Source organism: Mesorhizobium sp. M1409 (genome assembly GCF_040317535.1).
Taxonomy (GTDB): Bacteria; Pseudomonadota; Alphaproteobacteria; order Rhizobiales; family Rhizobiaceae; genus Mesorhizobium.
In genome coordinates this window covers 44,312-62,881 of the sequence record NZ_JAMYKV010000007.1, presented here as the reverse complement: position 1 = coordinate 62,881, position 18,570 = coordinate 44,312, and the positions used below count along the sequence as shown (strand labels likewise).

The 18,570-nt window shown below is 64.3% G+C and carries 16 protein-coding genes and 1 pseudogene; 11 read left to right on the top strand and 6 right to left on the bottom strand.

Annotated features, from left to right (window positions below; all coding sequences use genetic code 11):
• Positions 1-10: 10 nt before the first annotated feature.
• The 3 genes from NKG99_RS08380 (at position 11) to NKG99_RS08370 (ending at position 2,949) form a co-directional block, all read left to right on the top strand.
• The gene (locus NKG99_RS08380; protein WP_352866225.1) at positions 11-1,612 is read left to right on the top strand and encodes a heme biosynthesis protein HemY; all 1,602 of its coding nucleotides are present in this window, start codon (positions 11-13) and stop codon (positions 1,610-1,612) included.
• A 126-nt stretch (positions 1,613-1,738) separates the two neighbouring features.
• A complete protein-coding gene (locus NKG99_RS08375; protein WP_352866223.1) occupies positions 1,739-2,218 on the top strand; it encodes a tellurite resistance TerB family protein in 480 nt (159 codons plus the stop codon).
• Between the two features lie 14 nt (positions 2,219-2,232).
• Positions 2,233-2,949: a glutamine amidotransferase gene (locus tag NKG99_RS08370; RefSeq protein WP_352866222.1), complete on the top strand. Its 717-nt coding sequence runs from the start codon at positions 2,233-2,235 to the stop codon at positions 2,947-2,949.
• A 6-nt stretch (positions 2,950-2,955) separates the two neighbouring features.
• On the opposite strand, the gene NKG99_RS08365 is transcribed toward NKG99_RS08370, so the two are convergent.
• The 6 genes and pseudogenes from NKG99_RS08365 to gnd all read right to left on the bottom strand — a co-directional run bounded on the left by NKG99_RS08365 (position 2,956) and on the right by gnd (position 9,267).
• Positions 2,956-4,194, bottom strand: coding sequence for an MFS transporter (locus NKG99_RS08365; protein ID WP_352866220.1), 1,239 nt, complete (start codon positions 4,192-4,194; stop codon positions 2,956-2,958).
• Positions 4,195-4,418: 224 nt separating this feature from the next.
• Positions 4,419-5,519: an aminotransferase class I/II-fold pyridoxal phosphate-dependent enzyme gene (locus NKG99_RS08360; protein ID WP_352866219.1), complete on the bottom strand. Its 1,101-nt coding sequence runs from the start codon at positions 5,517-5,519 to the stop codon at positions 4,419-4,421.
• Positions 5,520-5,712: 193 nt separating this feature from the next.
• The gene (locus NKG99_RS08355; protein WP_352866216.1) at positions 5,713-6,174 is read right to left on the bottom strand and encodes a Ros/MucR family transcriptional regulator; all 462 of its coding nucleotides are present in this window, start codon (positions 6,172-6,174) and stop codon (positions 5,713-5,715) included.
• A gap of 215 nt (positions 6,175-6,389) precedes the next feature.
• Positions 6,390-6,850 (bottom strand): annotated as a pseudogene (locus NKG99_RS08350) (hypothetical protein).
• A 12-nt stretch (positions 6,851-6,862) separates the two neighbouring features.
• Positions 6,863-8,239 carry a glucose-6-phosphate dehydrogenase gene (zwf, locus tag NKG99_RS08345; RefSeq protein WP_352866214.1) on the bottom strand — a complete coding sequence of 459 codons (1,377 nt, stop codon included), beginning with the start codon at positions 8,237-8,239 and terminating at the stop codon, positions 6,863-6,865.
• Positions 8,240-8,259: 20 nt separating this feature from the next.
• Positions 8,260-9,267: a phosphogluconate dehydrogenase (NAD(+)-dependent, decarboxylating) gene (gene gnd / locus NKG99_RS08340; protein ID WP_352866213.1), complete on the bottom strand. Its 1,008-nt coding sequence runs from the start codon at positions 9,265-9,267 to the stop codon at positions 8,260-8,262.
• Positions 9,268-9,681: 414 nt separating this feature from the next.
• On the opposite strand from gnd, the gene NKG99_RS08335 reads away from it, so the two are divergent.
• The 8 genes from NKG99_RS08335 (at position 9,682) to NKG99_RS08300 (ending at position 18,552) form a co-directional block, all read left to right on the top strand.
• A complete protein-coding gene (locus tag NKG99_RS08335) occupies positions 9,682-10,968 on the top strand; it encodes a sensor histidine kinase (RefSeq protein ID WP_352866211.1) in 1,287 nt (428 codons plus the stop codon).
• Positions 10,968-11,693: a response regulator gene (locus tag NKG99_RS08330; RefSeq protein WP_352866210.1), complete on the top strand. Its 726-nt coding sequence runs from the start codon at positions 10,968-10,970 to the stop codon at positions 11,691-11,693. The genes NKG99_RS08335 and NKG99_RS08330 overlap by 1 nt, the downstream gene beginning before the upstream one ends.
• A gap of 149 nt (positions 11,694-11,842) precedes the next feature.
• Entirely contained in the window at positions 11,843-12,844 is a 1,002-nt protein-coding gene (locus tag NKG99_RS08325; protein WP_502910891.1) for a YihY/virulence factor BrkB family protein, read from the top strand.
• A 254-nt stretch (positions 12,845-13,098) separates the two neighbouring features.
• Positions 13,099-13,989 carry an SMP-30/gluconolactonase/LRE family protein gene (locus tag NKG99_RS08320; RefSeq protein ID WP_352866205.1) on the top strand — a complete coding sequence of 297 codons (891 nt, stop codon included), beginning with the start codon at positions 13,099-13,101 and terminating at the stop codon, positions 13,987-13,989.
• Positions 13,990-14,086: 97 nt separating this feature from the next.
• Positions 14,087-15,100 (top strand): ABC transporter substrate-binding protein, encoded by a 1,014-nt coding sequence (locus NKG99_RS08315; RefSeq protein WP_352866203.1) that lies wholly within the window; start codon positions 14,087-14,089, stop codon positions 15,098-15,100.
• Between the two features lie 49 nt (positions 15,101-15,149).
• The gene (locus NKG99_RS08310; protein WP_352866202.1) at positions 15,150-16,619 is read left to right on the top strand and encodes a sugar ABC transporter ATP-binding protein; all 1,470 of its coding nucleotides are present in this window, start codon (positions 15,150-15,152) and stop codon (positions 16,617-16,619) included.
• Position 16,620: 1 nt separating this feature from the next.
• Entirely contained in the window at positions 16,621-17,601 is a 981-nt protein-coding gene (locus tag NKG99_RS08305) for an ABC transporter permease (protein WP_352866199.1), read from the top strand.
• 3 nt (positions 17,602-17,604) lie between these two features.
• Entirely contained in the window at positions 17,605-18,552 is a 948-nt protein-coding gene (locus tag NKG99_RS08300) for an ABC transporter permease (protein ID WP_352866197.1), read from the top strand.
• Positions 18,553-18,570: the final 18 nt, after the last annotated feature.

Sequence of the window (18,570 nt, the reverse complement as noted above, 5' to 3'; positions counted from 1 at the left end):
GGGCAACACGATGATCCGCCTGCTCGCCTTCCTCGTCGTCGTCTTCGCGCTCGGACTGGGCTTTGCCTGGCTGGCCGACCGGCCGGGCGACATGGTCATCACCTTCAGCGGCTATCAATACCAGGTCAGCCTGATGGTGGCGGCGGTGGCCGTCGTTGCCGTCGTCGCCGCGGTGATGATCCTGTGGTGGCTGCTCAAGTCGCTGTGGAACAGCCCCTACACCATCTCGCGTTATTTCCGTGTCCGCCGCCGCGACCGCGGCTATCAGGCGCTGTCGACCGGCATGATCGCCGCTGGCGCCGGTGACGGCGCGCTGGCCCGCAAGAAGACCAAGGAAGCGGCCAAGCTGATCCGTTCCGACCAGGAGCCGCTGATCCATCTGCTGGAGGCGCAGGCGTCGCTGCTCGAGGGCGATCACGAGGGCGCGCGGCAAAAATTCGAGAGCATGCTCGACGATCCCGAAATGCGGTTGCTCGGCTTGCGCGGGCTCTATCTCGAAGCCGAACGGCTCGGTGATCGCAACGCCGCCAGGCACTATGCCGGCCGCGCCGCGGTAATGGCGCCGCAGCTGGCCTGGGCCGCCGAATCGACGCTTGAAGAGCTGGCGGCGCGCGGTGACTGGGACGGTGCCTTGAAACTGGTCGACGCGCAGAAGGCGACACGCCAGATCGAGCGCGAAGCCGCCAACCGCCGCCGCGCCGTGCTGTTGACCGCCAAGGCGCAGGCGCTCGCCGACACCGATCCCACCGCCGCCAGAACCGCGGCGATCGAGGCCAACCGGCTGCGGCCAGACTTCGCGCCCGCCGCCGTTGCCGCCGCTGCGGCGTTGTTCAAGCAGAACGACGTGCGCAAGGGCTCAAAGATCCTCGAGGCGGCGTGGAAGGCCGAGCCGCAGCCGGAGATCGCCGAGCTCTATACCCACGCAAGGCCTGGTGACGCCGTGCTCGACCGCCTCAACCGGGCGAAGAAGCTGCAGGAGATGAAGAAGAACCACGCCGAATCATCGATGACAGTGGCGCGCGCCGCACTCGACGCGCAGGACTTCTCAACCGCCCGCCGCGAGGCGGAGGCCGCGATCAGGATGGACCGCCGCGAGGGCGCCTATCTGCTGCTCGCCGACATCGAGGAGGCCGAGACCGGCGACCAGGGTAAGGTGCGGCAGCTGCTGTCGAGGGCGGTGCGGGCCCCGCGCGATCCGGCCTGGGTCGCCGACGGCGTGGTGTCCGAGCGCTGGGCGCCGGTATCGCCGATCACCGGTCGGCTCGACGCCTTCGAGTGGCGCGCGCCGATGGAGCGGCTCGGCCAGCTGATCGACAGCCATGAGGATGCACCAGCCAGCGCGGTGCCGGTCATTGAAGCACTGGCAACGCCGACGAGTGAAAAAAGGCCGGTCGAGGTGATCGATGACGCCGGTCAGGGCGAGGTGGCGGGCAAGGACGCCGAGAGCCACGAGGATCATGTCAGGCCGATCACGGCGGCGGCCTTCGCCGCGGTGCCGACCGATGCCGAGGGCGTCGATCCGGCCGAGGAGCATGCGCGGCTGCCGGACGATCCCGGCGTCGATCCGGACGAGGAAGCGGAAAAATCGTCGCGCCGGTTTCGGTTGTTTTGAATTGGGCCGGCCGTCAAGCCCCCCTCTGACTCAAGAAGATAGAGCATGATGTCTGGACAAACGGGTCCCGTTTGTCCGAGAAAACCGCTTCACACTTTTCGGCATCATGCTCTGAGGAATGGATCTATGTTTGAACGCGTTCTGTCATTTCTCAGGGATTTGCCGGCCGGCACTACCGCGCAGGCCAGCACGGACGATCCGCGCATCGCTGCATCGGCGCTTCTCTACCATGTGATGAACGCCGATGGCGTGCGCCAGGATGTCGAATGGGAGCGGTTCAAGGCGGTGCTGGCGCAGAGCTATTCGATCAGCGGCGCCGAACTCGAAGCGCTTGTCGCCGCCGGTGAGCGGGCCGACAATGAGGCGATCGATCTCTATGCCTTCACCAGTGTCTTGAAGCGCCATCTCGATGCCGATGCGCGCAAGGCTTTCATCGGCCTGATGTGGGAGATCGTCTATGCCGATGGCGAGTTGCACGAACTGGAGGACAACACGGTCTGGCGCGTCGCCGAGCTGATCGGCGTCGAACGCCGCGACCGTGTCGAGGCGCGCCGCAAGGCGGCCGCACTTGCACCTGGCGCCACCGGAACATCAAGCGACGAATAGGTTTTCGCCTTCCCATGCCGCGCCAAACGAGTTCGAAGCCAAAGATCCTGATCGTGCTGCATCAGGAGAATTCGAGCCCCGGACGCGTCGGCCACATGCTTTTGGAAGAGGGTTTTGACCTCGACGTCCGACGTCCGCCGCTGGGCGACACTTTGCCGGATACGCTGGATGGTCACGCCGGCACGGTGGTGTTCGGCGGGCCTATGAGTGCCAATGACGAGGATGAATTCGTCCGCCGCGAGACCAGTTGGCTGGAAATACCGCTGAGGGAGAACCGGCCGTGCCTCGGCATCTGCCTTGGCGCGCAGATGCTGGTCAACCATCTCGGCGGCAAGGTCGAGGGTCACGGCGAAGGGCTGGTCGAGATCGGATGGTACCCGCTGAAGGCGACCGAAGCCGGCAGGGAGCTGATGCATTGGCCGGAGATGGTCTATCAGTTTCACCGTGAGGGCTTTTCGCTGCCCAGGGACGCGACGCTGCTGGCGACGGCCGAGACCTATCCCAACCAGGCCTTCCGCTATGGCGACAATGCCTGGGGCATCCAGTTCCATGGCGAGCTGACCAGGGTGATGATGCAGCGCTGGGTGGTGCGCGGCGCGCATCGCTTCGAGCTGCCGGGCGCGCAGCCCGGCCGCGATCATCTCGGCGGCCGGCTGATCTGGGACATGCATCTCAAGCGATGGCTGGACGAGTTCCTGCGGCTGATTTTCGGCAAGCCGGCCGCTCGATAAGGCGGGTCAATTGCGCCCGCTGAGATGGCGCACCCTGCGTAGTTGAGGGAACAACACCACCCACAATCCGGCGACGGCGATCGCACCGACGCCGCCGACCACGACAGCCGGTACCGTGCCGATCAGTGCCGCCATCGTGCCGGCGCGGAATTCGCCCAGTTCGTTAGAAGCGCCGACGAAGACCTGGTTGACGGCGTTGACGCGACCACGCACATGGTCGGGCGTCCACAGCTGGATCAGGGTCTCCCGGATGTAAACGCTGAACATGTCGGTGGCGCCAAGGAAGGCGAGGGCGACGATCGACAGCCAGGTGATGGTCGACAGGCCGAACAGCACGGTAAAGGCGCCGAACGCGGCGACAAAGCCGAGCATGATCATGCCGGCGTGGTTGCGGATCGGATGGCCGGCCAGCCAGATGGCGACGCAGATGGCGCCGACGCCCGGTGCCGAGCGCAGAAGGCCGAGACCCCAGGGGCCGAGCTGGAGGATGTCGCGCGCGTAGACAGGCAGCAGCGCCGAGGCGCCGGACAGGAGCACGGCGAACAGATCGAGCGAGATGGCGCCCAGCACGATCTTCTCGCTCCAGATGTAGCTGAATCCCCCGAAAAGGTTCTGCATCGTCGGCTTTTCGGTCTCCGTGCGTTGCGACGGCTTCGGGATGGTGAAGATCAGCAGCCCGGACACGAGCATCAGGACGGCGGCCGTGCCGTAGGCCACTTCCGGCGACACGCCGTAGAGCAGGCCGCCAGCAACCGGTCCGACGATGGTCGCCGTCTGCCAGGCCGATGAATTCCAGGCGATGGCATTGGCGAAATCCTCAGGCGGCACCAGATTGGCGAACAGCGAGGCGGAGGCCGGACCGAAGAAGGCGCGGGCGACGCCAAACATGGCAAGTACGGCGAAGATCGGCAGCGGCCCGCTGACGCCGCGCAGCGTCAGAAGCAGCAGCGTCAGCGCGCAGATCGCTTCCAGCACCACCGCCAGCGCCATGATCAGCCGCCGCCCGAAGCGGTCGGCGACGACGCCGGTGACCAGCACCAGCAGCAGCGAAGGCAGGAACTGGACGATGCCGACCAGGCCGAGATCGAGCGGGTTCCGGGTCAGGTCGTACATCTGCCAGCCGACAGCGACGGACACGATCATGGTGGCGAAGGTGGTGAGGAAACGCGCCGCCCAATAGCTCAGGAAGGAGCGATGGCGGAACGCGGCATAGCGCTGGTCGGGCAATATCTGTTCGGTTGTCATGGATTTAAGAGGCCCGTTGCGATGGCATTGGAGCGACGTGCGTCCAATTGGACGCACAAAATACGCTCCAACACTTGTTAGCTTTCGCATCGTGGCGGGGGCACTTCCACGATGGGCGCTGGTCCGGCTGGCGGAACTGTTTGTCCAGATTCGATGCGGATATGCGTTAAAATCGGTGCTGGATCAAGGAATTTTCAACCTGATCCATCGATCGCATGGGGAGCTTACTGCTTCAGCGCGGCGGAGATTGCGTCGAGGCCGCCGCGTAGTTCGGCTTCCGTCGGCCAGCCAAAGCCGACGCGGAAGAAGCGCTTCTCCATCTCGAACCAGTGGCCGGGCCCGACATACGTGCCGTGGTTCTCGAGCAGGTTTACATAGAACCGGTCGAGGTCGAAACCGCGATCGACATTCAGGCGGGGGAAACCGACGACACCACCTTCGGGCCGCACCCAGTCTACCAGTGGCTCGCGGTCGATCCAGGCCTGGACGATGTCGCGGCGCTTCGCCATTTCGGGCAGCAGCGTCGCCAGGAAGATATCCCGGCGCTCAAGCACGCCGCGTGCGATGCCTTCGTCGATGACGCTGCCGCAGATGCCGATCTGCTCCTTGGCGGCGAGGAACTTTTCCTGAAGCTCCGCATCCCTGGTGATCAGCCAGCCGATGCGGATGCCGGGAATGCCGAAGGACTTGGACAGTGACGAGACGCTGATCGCCTTCCGGCTCAGCGATGCCGCCGACGGCAGCCGCTTGCCATAGGAGAGGTCGCGGTAGGTCTCGTCGACCAGCAGATGGCAGTTGCTGCTTTCGGCGAGCGCCACCAGCGCATCGAGATCGGTCCGGCTCATCATCGTGCCGGTCGGATTGTGCGGGCAGGTGACGCTGATCAGCCTGGTGTTCGGCTGCATCGCCGCCTTGACGCGCTCGACATCGATGGCGAAGTCTTCCTCGAAGGCCAGGTCGACAAAGCCGATGGCGCAGCCGATCGCCCTTGGGGTTTCGATGTTGGTGGCGTAGTTGGGCCTGATGACGACGAGATGGTCGTTCGCCGACAGAAGCGAGGTCGAGATGATGAACAGCGCGCCTGCGGCACCGGCGGTGACCAGGACATCATCAGGCGAGATGCCGGCGTCCTGCGCCGCAATCAGCGCGCGCAGCTCCTTGTCGCCGCGATGCTCACCATAGAAAAGCGTGAGATCAGGCAGCGACAGGCCGATGTCGGAGAGCTTCTGGTCGGCGATCGAACTTTCGGAGAGATTGTAGCGGATACGGTCGTAGCCGTACTCTTCCGGCGCCTCTTTCTCGATCACCATCCGGGTGTAGTTCATGACTTCCCCCTCAAAGAACCCGTCCGGTTCATCCAAGCCATAAAAACATGAAGCCTGCCAAGGCGATTCGCCGGCAGGCTTCAATCAATCTATTGGCTCAGCGCCGAATTCGGTCCTTGCCTCAGGAGGTCGTTGTCCCAAACCGTTGGACACCCTCGGTCAAGCCCGAGGGCATGCTCTTGGGGGACATGCCTCAGGCTGAAACCTTGGCCTTCCTGCCCTTGACAGGTGCCTTCACGGGGGCGGCCTTGCGGCCGAGACCGATCGATTTCGCCAGCAGCGAGCGCGAGGCGGCATAGTTGGGGGCGACCATCGGATAGTCCGACGGCAAGCCCCATTTGGCGCGGTAGGCGTCCGGCGTCAGGCCGAAATGCACGCCGAGGTGACGCTTCAGCGATTTGAACTTCTTGCCGTCTTCGAGGCAGATGATGTAATCGGGCGTCACCGACTTCTTGGGGTTGACCGCCGGGACCAGCGGAGCAGCCAATGGGGCCACCGGCTTGCCGAGCCCGCTTATCGAGGCGCTGACGCTGGCGATGAGGTCGGGCAAGCCGGAGGCGGGCAAGCGGTTCTTCTCGACGTAAGCGGACACGATGTGAGCGGTAAGCTCGAGCAGGTCGATGTCTTTACGGGCGCTGTTGCTATCGTCGGTCACTCTATCTCTCCGTCTAAAGCGAATGACCTGAAAATCGGATTCGATTCCCGGAAAGGATCATGCGCAAAATCAAAATGCTAAAGCGTCCTTTGTGCATCCACGGGACGGGCAGCGTTGTTGTGGCGCGGAATTCCTAGTCGGGGAATCTGCGCAATGCAATGACTTGGCGTCATATCACACGTTATTTTGAACAACTATATTAAACAATAACAATATCAGACTATCAGCGCCTTGTCGCGCCACAATCGAAATCCGCCCTCGAAGGCGCGTGTGTTGTCGCCGCGCCTGGAGTCGGCGGGCAATTCATCGAGCTTGTCGACATTGCCGCCGCCAATGACGGCATAGTCAGGCTGCATCGCGGCACGGAGCCGGTCGACGACGTCGAAGACATATCGGCGCCATTTCTTCTTGCCGCGCTTTACCAGGCCGCGTTCGCCGACCGGGCCCGGGATAGCCCCATCGAGATGACGTCATAGGACAGGCCCCCGGCGAGTTCTTGACCGCATCGATCATCTGCCGAGGCGTCAGGTCCGGCCCGGAGCCGGCGCGGCGCTCCTCGCCGCCGGCGCTTGGTGAGGATCTTGACGTGCGAGCCGCCAATATCGATCGAAAGCACGATCTTTTCAGGGCCTGACTTCTCAGGACCCGATGCCGGTTGTTTCACCGCCTTGGCCATCATGTCACCCTCTCACTTTACCGGATCGATCCAGCCGTTGGGCGGCCCGAACCCGGCCATGACGTCCGCGGGACCCCATGTGCCCGGCTCGTAGAGATGCGGTGGCGTGGTGTCGCCAAGCACCGGGCCGACGATGCGCCAGGCCAGTTCGCTGGCATCCTGGCGGGTGAACAACTGACCGTTGCCGTTCATGGCGTCGCCGATCAACCGCTCATAGGGCGGCATGTCGCCCTTACTGTCGTCGAGCGCCGTCAACTCAACCTGCTCGCCGATCATGTCGTCGCCCGGCGCCTTGCGCTGGGCGCCGATGGCGATCACCACTTGCGGATCGATACGGAAGCGGACGTAGTTCTGGTCAGCGGGCTTGATCGGGTCGAAGACGTCGAGCGGCGGCCGCTTCAGCCGCACCACCACTTCGGTGACATGCACCGGCATGTTCTTGCCGGCGCGGATGAAGAACGGCACGTCCTGCCAGCGCCAGGTGTCGACGAAGAAACGCACCGCCGCGAAGGTCTCGACCGGCGAGTTCGGCGCCACGCCCGGTTCAGTGAGATAGCCGGTGAACTGGCCGCGCACGACATCGTCCCTGGTCAGCGTGCGGATGGCGCGCAGCACCTGCACCTTCTCGTCGATCAGGTCGTCGGCGGAACGGCCGACGGGCGGCTCCATGGCAAGCAGCAACAGGATGTTGAGCAGATGGTTCTCGATGACGTCCCTGATGCAGCCGACATCGTCATAGAAGCGACCACGACCCTCGACGCCGAAATCCTCGGCCATGGTGATCTGCACGCTCTCGACGAAATTGCGGTTCCAGATCGGCTCAAGGAAGGAATTGGCGAAGCGGAAATAGAGCAGGTTCTGGATCGCTTCCTTGCCGAGATAGTGGTCGATGCGAAAGATCGACTGTTCGTCGAACACCAGATGCAGAACCCGGTTCAGCCAGCGTGCCGATTGCAGATCATGGCCGAAAGGCTTTTCCACCATCAGCCGCGCGCCCTGGGCCGTGCCCGATTGCTCCAGCCCCTGGACGACGATCTCGAACATGGTCGGCGGCACCGCCATGTAGTGCAGCGGCCGCTGCGCCGTGCCGAGCGCGCTTTTCAGCTTCTCGAAGGTCGCTCCATCGCGGTAGTCGCCGCTGACATAGCGCAGTTGCGAGGCGAACTGTGCGAACACCTTCTCGTCGATCTTGCCGAGCGCATTGACGATGCCGTCGCGGGCACGGGCGTGCAATTGCTTGATGTCCCAGGCGTCGAAGGCGACGCCGATCACCGGCTCGGTGAGCGTGCCCTTGGCGACCATCTGATAAAGCGCTGGAAATATCTTCTTGTGGGCAAGGTCGCCGGTCGCTCCAAAAAGCACCAGCGTGTCGGAGCGTTCCTGGCTCATGCGTGTCTCCCCCGCCGCCGTCACTTGCCGGCCTTTTCGACATGGCCGCCAAAGGCATAGCGCATTGCGGACAACAGCTTGTCGGCGAATTCGGATTCGCCTTGTGAGGAGAAGCGGTCGAACAGGGCCGAGGACAGAACCGGCGCCGGCACGCCGGTGTCGATCGCCGCCTTCAGCGTCCAGCGGCCTTCGCCGGAATCCGAGACGCGACCGCCGAAATTCGCCAGGCCCGGATCGCTCTTCAATGCGCCGGCCGTCAGGTCGAGCAGCCAGGAGCCGATGACGCTGCCATGCCGCCAGACCTCGGCCACCTGGGGAAGGTCGATATCGAACTGGTAGTATTGCGGGTTTTCCAGCGGGCTGGTCTCGGCGTCCGCCGTTCGTTGCCGCTTGCCGGCATTGGCCGACTTCAGGATGTTCATGCCTTCGGCATAGGCGGCCATGACGCCATATTCGATGCCGTTGTGCACCATCTTGACGAAGTGGCCGGCGCCGCTCGGTCCGCAATGCAGATAGCCAAAGGCCGCGGTCCCGGCATCCTTGGGCGGATTGGAGCCGGCGTCGGCGCCCGGCGCCAGCGTGGCGAAGACCGAATCGAGATGTTGCACCGCCACATCGGGACCGCCGATCATCAGGCAGTAGCCACGCTCCAGTCCCCAGACACCGCCGCTGGTGCCGACATCGACAAGATGGATACCCTTGCCAGCCAGCTTCGCGGCCTGGTCGACGGCGTCGTGATAGTAGGAATTGCCGCCGTCGATGAGGATGTCGCCGGGCTCCATCAGCGCCGCCACCTGATCGATGATCCTGCCGGTGATGGCCGCCGGCAGCATCAGCCACACACAACGCGGCTTGGCGAGCTTGCCGACGAATTCTTCCAGTGAGGCCGCCCCTAGCGCGCCGTCGGTCACCAGAGCCGCGACGCTGGTGGGATTGATGTCGTAGACGACGCATTCATGGCCGTCGCGCATCAGGCGCCGGACCATGTTGGCGCCCATCCGGCCCAGTCCCATCATTCCGATCTGCATGGTGTCGTCCCTGTTTCCTAAGAGATTTGCGGGGTTTATCGAGGAAGGATCGCCTGGCTATTCCTGGGCGCCCGATATGACGGAGAAGTCGACATTCTCCCAATCGCCGGTCCCGGGCCAGAAAAAAGTGAAGATCAGCGTGCTTCCCTGCGGGAGGCTGGCCAAGTGACGTTTCGACGCCACTCGTGGCGCTCGGCGTCCATCGTGCCGGAATTCCCGGGGCGCCGGAGCAATGGTTGGCGTCCAAGTCACTGGCATTCTGTGTCGGTCTCCTGACCCGTCTCCCTAGACCAGGACGCGAAACCTTTTCAATCACCGCACCGCAAGTTGATCGGGCTCCGCCAGCCCAGCCGTCGTTGACAGCGGTGCCGGCATGCGTCCACTATTTCCCTGCACGGGAGGATCGTGAAAGCCATGCCGGAGGTGTCCCTGGTCCTGATCGACCGGCTGTTGGCGATTTCGCGGGCGCTTGCCGGCCATATCGATCCCGGCACGGCGTTCCGCGCGACAGCAATCGAGATCGGCTCGCTCATTCCGCACGACCACATGGATCTGGCGGTGCTGTCGCACGACGGCCGCCGCCACGCCTGTTATGAAGCCGGCTTCCACACCAGCTGGAGCGAGCTTGCCCAGCATCCGCTGCCGACCGAAGTCAGCCCGATACGCTCCGTGCTGTGGGGCGAGGTGCCCTATCTGCTCGCCGATGATGCGCTGCGCGACGAGCGCTTCCATTTCGCCACCGCCATCGATGGGCCGATCTTCGCCGCCCGATTGCGCAGCCGCATCGTCGTGCCGCTCAGGGCACGCGGCGGCATCATCGGCGCGCTCAACATCAGCCGGCATGAGATCGATTGCTACACGCTTGCCGATGTCGCCGTTGCCCAGCAATGCGCGGATCTGATCGCGCCCTATATCTTCGCGCTGATCCAGACCGAGGAGGCGCGCCGTGCGATGCTGGCCGAGAGCGAGGCGCGCAACCGCGTCGAACTGCTGCGGGTCGGCGCCTCGCAATTGACCGAAGGCATGGAGCGCGAACGCCGGCGCATGGCCATGGACCTGCACGACCAGACGCTCGCCGACCTCGCCCGGATCGCGCGCCAGCTTTCGGCCTTGCGTGGCCAGGGCGTGGCGCGGGCAGCGCAGCTTGCCGATCTCGAGCAGGAGGTCGCCGGTTGCCTGACGGAACTGCGCCACATCGTCGACGACATGCGGCCGAGCGTGCTTGAACTGTTCGGCCTGCGGGATGCGGTCGAGGCGCACCTCAACCGCAGCGTCGCCAGAGCCAAGCCGCCGATCGCCGTGCGTATCGCCGATACCAGCGACGGCGGTGCCGACAGCCTGCCCGAGCCTGTCCGCACCGCGCTCTACCGGATCGTGCAGGAAGCGATCAACAATGCCGTTCGCCATGCCGCGCCGCACCGCATCGATGTGCTGCTGGCGTCGACAACGAGCGTGCTTCGGGTCATCGTCACCGATGACGGCCAGGGATGCGGCGCTATCGATCCGGCGGCCCATGGCGGCATCGGCCATATGCACACGCGGGCCGCCCTTATCGGGGCACGGCTGAGAATCGGCCAGGCCAGCCGCAAGAGCGGCGGCACGCGTGTCGTCGTCGAGATCGACCGCCAGCCGTTGCCAGAATTGGCCATGACGGCGGCTGCAACAATACCCGGCGAGCTCGCCGTGTCGGAGGCCATGTGATGCTTGTGATGATCGCCGAGAATGACGGGCTGCACCGCACCTTCGCGCGCCGGACCGTCGAGCAATTGTGGCCCGGCGACGTCGAGGTGATCGAAGCGAGCGACGGCGAGGACGCCATCAACCTGGCGGCCGAGCGTGAGCCGCCGCATGTCGTGCTCGACCTGCAGATGCCGAAGGCGACCGGGATCGAGGTCGCCAGGGCGATCTGGAACCGCCGCGCCGGCACGCACATCCTGTTTTGGTCCAATTTCGCCGACGAGGCCTACGTGCGCGGCGTGGCGCGTATCGTGCCGCCCGGTTCGGTCTATGGCTATGTGCTCAAATCGGCGACGGAGGAAGGCATGCGCTCTGCCTTGCGCGGCGTTTTCCGCGATGGCCACTGCATCATCGACCGCGAGATCCGTGGCATCCAGCACCGCGTGCAGGATAGGTTCGAGGGTATCACGGACGGCGAATATGAAAGCCTGATCGACATCGCGCTCGGCCTGACCGACCGGGCGATCGCGGCACGCCGCGGCCTGTCGATCCGCGGCGCCCAGAGCCGCATCAAGCATGTCTACGACAAGCTCGGCATCGTGCCGGCGGAGGACGGCGCCAGCGATGCCTCCGTGTTCAACTCTCGGACGCGGGCGATCTATCTCGCGATGGCACGCGGCCTGATCAACATCGACGCGCTGCGTCGCGAGCAGGACCGGCTCGACGCCTGGCTGGCGAAGCAAGAGTAGGCCTTCCCCTACACGCCTCACCTCACGGCTGGGAGTCCGCACCAGATTCCGATCCAATTCCTGAACCAGCGGCGCGCCAGACCGGAACATCGGAAGGTCTGGTGCATTGCTAATGAACGCCGTTCCAACCCACTGCCCGCGGACCCGAAGTGCGACCCTCAATCACAAATTCGTGGCACTTGGTGCGTGAAAGCGTAGCCGGCTTCATCAACGACAATGCTCTTAGTCATGGTGCCGCGATGGCTTTCTATGCCGCCACCTCGCTGGCGCCGATTTTGCTGATCGTGGTTGCTGTCGCTGGTCTCGTCTTCGGTCATGACGCCGCGCAACTGGCTTTGTCGGCCCAGATCTCCGGGCTGATGGGGCCGGAAAGCGCCGATCTCCTCCAGGCTGCGCTGGAAAATGCATCCAGCAAGCTGTACGGGACCTGGGCCGCGGTCATCGGGCTCGTCACCTTGTTGGTGGCCGCGTCTGGCGTCTTTGGTGAAATGCAGCAGTCGTTGAACACAATCTGGAAGGTTGAACCACAGGGCAACTCCTTGTCGCGTCTGGTGCGGGCACGAGCCGCCAGTCTGGGGTTGGTGGCCGCGCTCGGGTTCCTGTTGCTGGTCTCTCTCATAGCAAGCGCCGCGATTTCGGCGCTGGGCGACTTTATCAACGTCCATCTGCCGTTCGGAACGATCATACTCGGCGCGATCAACGGCGTCGTTTCGTTTGCCCTGATCTCCCTGATGTTCGCCGCCATTTACAAAGTTTTGCCCGATCGAACCCTGGAATGGCGCGATGTAGGGATCGGTGCTGTTGTGACGGCTGCCCTGTTCACGTTGGGAAAATCGCTGGTCGGCTGGTATATCGGAACCAGCGCGATTGCGTCCTCGTATGGCGCCGCCGGTGGACTGCTCGTCATACTGCTCTGGGTTTACTACTCATCGGAAATCTTCCTTCTCGGCGCCGAGTTCACGCGCGCCTATTCAGTTCGGCACGGCAGCAGGTCCGATCTGAAGGCCTTGGTTCACAGTGCTTTACCCGCGCGGCGCGACGCGTTTCGCGCAGGGCAAAAGTCCAACTCTGCTGGCGTGGTCGCGCTCGTGGCGGTGGCGTGCGCGAGCGCAACATTGACCGCGTTTTTGCTGGGTGTTCGCCGGCCCTAGTCCGACGTCGCCGCGTCGCAACCCGATTTGACAAGGTGTTCGCCAATTCTATCGGGCTTATTGCCGCTATCGCTACGCCGCAATTGGGCCCTTTGCGACTGTGCAAACGCACAGTCGGCCGTGCGCTTTGACCCGTATCGCCATGCCGGCACCGCAACTACGCTCGACCCATAAAAAGACCATATCGGGAGAGCGCTCATGTCATTCGTCGCCATGCGGGTTCGAACGACTGTCGGCGCCGCCGGGAGCCAGTGATGTCGGTTTCGGCGCGCGCCCGCCATTCCGGCTTCGACGATGTCGTTGGCGATGCAGCGATCGAAACGCTGGCGAGCGGCTTCGGCTTCCTCGAAGGGCCGGCCTGGCACCCCTACGAGAAATGGCTGGTCTTCTCGGACATTCCGGAAAGCCGCATGTATCGCCGTGGCGTGGCGGGCGAGATCGAGCTGTTCCGCGAGCCGAGCCACAAGGCCAACGGCAACACGTTGGACCGCCACGGGCGGCTGGTCACCTGTGAGCACGCGACGAGCCGCGTGACCCGCGCCGAGGCCAACGGCAGCGTGACGGTGCTTGCCACACACCACAAGGGCAAGCAGCTCAACAGCCCCAACGACATTGTTATTGCCACCGGCGGATCGATCTATTTCACCGATCCGGGCTATGGCCGGGTGGAGTTCTATGGCGTGCCACGCCCTCAGGAACTGCCGTTCCAGGGTGTCTACCGCGTCGATGGGGACGGCGCACAACTGACATTGCTGGCCGACGATTTCGTCCAGCCGAACGGGCTTTGCTTCTCGCTGGACGAGTCGCGGCTGTTCATCAACGACACCGAACGCGGACACATCAGGGTGTTCGGCGTCGAAGCGAATGGCGATCTCAATGGCGGCGCGGTGTGGGCGGTGACCGAGGGCGACGGACCGGGAGCGCCCGACGGCATGAAGATCGACAGTCGCGGCAACCTTTACTGCACCGGGCCCGGCGGCATCCATGTCTTTGACGCGTCGGGCGGCATTCTTGGCGTCATCCGGACGCCCGAAGATTGCGCGAATTTTACCTTCGGCGACGACGACCTTCAAAGCCTCTACATTACCGCGTCGACGTCATTGTACCGGCTCCGGGTGCGCGTGCCGGGATTGAGACTGTTTTGAGCCCGCGACAATTCGTGCTCAAATCAGAGTTGGGAGTGAGGCCGGGGTCAAAGCCGGCGGGAATTGCAGCAGTCAACACATCTGGGAGGATTACGACATGAAGAAACTGTTCGTTCTGGGCGCTCTGGCGGCAATGCTCGCCTCGGGCACGGCGCTGGCCGACACCAGTGGCAAGAAGATCGCCTTTTCCAACAACTATGCCGGCAATTCCTGGCGGCAGGCCATGCTCGACAGCTATGGCATCGTCACCAAGAAGGCGGTCGCCGACAAGATCGTCGGCGCGGCCGACATCTTCACCACCGCCGACAAGGAAGTGCCGACGCAGGCGGCGCAGGTGCAGAACCTGATCCTGCAGGGCTATGACGCGATCGTCATCAACGCCGCCTCGCCGGATGCGCTCAACGGCGCCATCAAGCAGGCCTGCGACGCCGGCATCGTCGTCGTCTCCTTCGACGGCACCGTCACCGAACCTTGCGCCTACCGCGTCGTCGTCGACTTCAAGGACATGGGCAAGCAGGAAGTCGAGCAGATGGCCAAGTTCCAGCCCAAGGGCGGCAACCTGCTGGAAATCCGCGGCCTCGCCGGCACCTCGATCGACGATGCCATTCATGCCGGCATCCTTGAAGGCGTTGCCGCCCATCCCGAGTTCAAGATCGTCGGTTCGGTGACCGGCGACTGGGATCAGACGACGGCGCAGAAGGCGGTGGCGACCATCCTGCCGTCGCTGCCCGAGATCGTCGGCATCGTCGACCAGGGCGGTGACGGCTATGGCGCGGCACAGGCCTTCGCCGCCGCCGGCAAGCCGCGCCCCACCATCATCATGGGCAATCGGCAGGACGAACTGCAGTGGTGGAAGGAACAGAAGGACAAGGACGGCTACCAGACCTGGTCGGCCTCGATCGCGCCCGGCGTGTCGTCGCTCGCCTTCTGGGTGGCGCAGCAGGTGCTCGACGGCCGCACGGACATTCCGCACGATCTGCTGGTGCCGTATCTGGCCTTCACCCAAGACGATTTCGAGGCCGAGCTGCCGAAGATCCCCAAGGGTGGCGTTGCCAGCCACGAATACACGCAGGAAGATGCAATCGCGGCCATCAAAGCCAACATCAAGTGAGCATCACGGCAGCGTTGCCGTCCGTATCGCCGAGCGGATATCGTTGAGCATGCCTGAAGGGAACGCTGACATCATCAGACTGAACGGCGCCGAAAAGCATTTCGGCGCCGTTCGCGCACTGGGCGGCGTCGATTTTCGCGTCGGGCCCGGTGAATGCGTCGGTCTCGTCGGCCACAATGGCGCCGGCAAATCGACGCTGATGCACATGGTGGCGGGCACGCTGGTGCCCGACAGCGGGCAGATCGGCGTGCATGGCGGCACCGAGGACAACTACTCGGTGTCGCGGGCGCAGCAGCTCGGCATACGCTGCGTGTTCCAGGAGCTGTCGCTGTGCCCCAATCTCAGCGTCGCCGAGAACACGCGCATCAACCATGCTTCGCTGCGCGGGCTCGGCTGGCGGCGCAAGGCGGCGGATCTGATCGCGGCCAAGCTCGACGAGATTTTTCCGGGCCACAGCATTTCGCCGTCGGACATTGTCGGCGATCTCTCCATTGGCCGACGCCAGATGGTCGAGGTGGCGCGCGCGTTCACGGTCACTCAGGATCGGCTTGACCTCGTCATCCTCGACGAGCCGACATCGTCGTTGGACGCGCATACGGCTGGCCAGCTGCTGGCCTTCGTGCGCCGCTTCGTCGCCGGCGGCAAAAGCTGCATCCTGATTTCGCATGTGCTGGGCGAGGTGCTGCGCAACGCCGACCGCATCGTGGTGATGCGCGACGGCAAGGTGGTTGTCGCAGACGCCGCCAGTGCCTTCGACCGCGACCGGCTGGTGACGGCGATGGGCGGAGCGGAAGCGCGCCAGAAGATCGCCGCCGAAATCGCTGCCGCCAAGATCGGCGCCAGCCCGCTGCGGGTTCGGGCGCGGCCCGCCGCGCAGAAGGACGGTACCGACCTTGTCGCTTGCGCCGGCGAGATCATCGGCCTTGCCGGGCTGGCCGGCCATGGCCAGACCGATCTGCTGCTGGCGATCTTCGCGGCGGCGTCGCGCGCCCGGACCGGCATCGAGGTGACGGCACCGGTGGCACTGGTCGCCGGCGACCGCCAGGCGGACGGCATTTTTCCGCAATGGTCGATCGCGCAAAACATCGGCATCCGCTCGCTGGCGCGCCTGCGCAACGGGCTGTTGATCTCGCCGCAGCGCGAGGCGGAGCTTGCTGCATATTGGCAAAAGAAGATCGGCATCCGCACGCCGGACATGAACAACAACATCTTCTCGCTATCGGGCGGCAACCAGCAGAAGGCGTTGTTTGCCCGCGCCCTCGGCTCGGATGCACAGATCGTGCTGATGGACGATCCGATGCGCGGCGTCGACATCGGCACCAAGCTGGAAGTCTACGACCTCGTGCGCGAGGAAGCAGGCCGCGGCCGTACCTTCCTCTGGTACACCACCGAAACCGAAGAGCTCGACAATTGCGACCACATCTATGTTTTCAAGAACAGCCGCATCGTCGCCAATCTGCGCCGCGACGAGTTGACGGAAGAGAAGATCATCCAATCCTCGTTCGGCGATGCGGCCTGAGATGACGGCCGCCAGTCTCGAAACCGCTGCCAGGACTTCCGCCGAGCGTGGCGCGCTGGCCCGCGCCCGCCTGTTGCGCGGGCTGCTGCCGGCGCTGTCGTTGGCACTGGTGCTGCTTGCCATCGCCTGGCTCAACCCGCGCGCCATCAGCTATTTCGGCTTCAGCTTGATGCTCAATTTGGCGATCCCGATCGCGCTGGCGACGATCGCGCAGATGTTCGTCATATCAGGTAACGAGCTCGACCTGTCGATCGGCACTTTCGTCGGCTTCGTCGGCTGCGTCACCGCGACCTGGCTGAAGGACGCGCCGCTCATCGGCGTCGTCATCCTGCTCGGGTCGATCGGCGTCTATGCGCTGCTCGGCGCGCTGATCCATCTGCGCAACCTGCCTTCGATCGTGGTGACGCTCGGCATGAGCTTCGTCTGGCAGGGGTTGGCGATTCTCATTCTGCCCAAACCAGGCGGCAAGGCGCCGGACTGGCTGCTTGGGCTGATGGCGTTCAAGCCGCCTTTCGTGCCGTTCCCGATCATCGCCGCGCTGCTGATCGGGCTCATCGTTCATTTCGGCCTCATGCGCACCTCCTATGGCGTGATCCTGCGCGGCTCGGGCGGCAATCCGGCGGCACTCGGCCGCGCCGGCTGGTCGCTGCTCAAGACCAAGATCGTGCTGTTTTCGTTGGCCGGCCTGTTCGGCGTGCTGTCGGGCATGGCGCTGATCGGCATCACCACCTCGGCCGACGCCAATATCGGCAATGGCTACACGCTGCTGGCGATCGCCGGCGTCATCCTCGGCGGCGGCGAGTTCGTCGGCGGGCGGGTGTCGCCGATCGGCGCGGTAATCGGCGCGCTGACGCTGGCGCTGGCGGCCTCTCCGCTGCTCACCTTCATGCATATCCCACCCGACTGGCAGGTGGCCGCCAACGGCGCCATCCTGATCATCGTGCTGGCGGCGCGGGTGCTGATCAGCCGCAGGGAGAGGTGAGCGATGGCATCGGTGAAATCGCTGCTCAACAAACCCTGGATCTGGTCTTTTCTCGGCGCGCTTCTGGTCTGGCTGGCGACGATCGTCTTCACCGGCGGGTACGGCGGAGGCGGCATGGTCACCGCCGCCCTGTCGCTTGCGGTGTTCACTGTCATCGTCGGTGTCGGGCAGATGTTCGTCATCACGCTCGGCCCGGGCAATGTCGACCTGTCGCTGCCGGCCAATATCGGCCTCGCCAGCGCCGTCGCCATGAAGGTGATGGACGGCAACGACGCCATGATCGCGGTCGGGCTGCTGGCGGCGCTTGCCTGTGGTGCGGCGGTCGGCGCCGTCAACTATCTGCTGATCTGGGCGCTGCGCATTCCGCCGATCATCGCAACGCTGTCGGCCAGCTTCATCATCCAGTCGATCGACATCAGCTATGGGCGCGGGCTGCAGATCAAGCCGCCGCCGGGCTTCGCCGATTTCGCCAACTGGCAGGTGCTGGGCATTCCGGTGCTGGCGATCCTCACCGTGCTGTTCACCATCGGTGCGGCCATCGCCCTGCAGCGCATGATCTATGGCCGCTCGGTGCTGGCGATCGGCCAGAACATCCGTGCCGCGTGGCTCGCCGGCGTCAATGTCGGCCGCATACGCTTCCTAACCTACACGCTGTCGGGCGCGCTCGGCGGCATCGACGGCGCGCTGCTCGCCGGCTATTTCCGCGGCGCCAATGTCGACATCGGCAACGAGTACCTGCTGGCTTCGATCGCCGTCGTCGTCATCGGCGGTACGTCGGTGGCCGGCGGCAAGGCGAATGTCCCCGGTGTCTGGGGCGCGGCGCTGTTCCTGGTGCTTTTGCTGACCATGCTCAACACCTTCGGCGTCAGCGCCGGCGTGCGATTGCTGCTGACAGGGCTGATTATCGTCGGGGTGATTACGGCGGCGGGCGGGCAGAAGGCGCTGCGGTGAGGTGGTGGTGGGATAAAC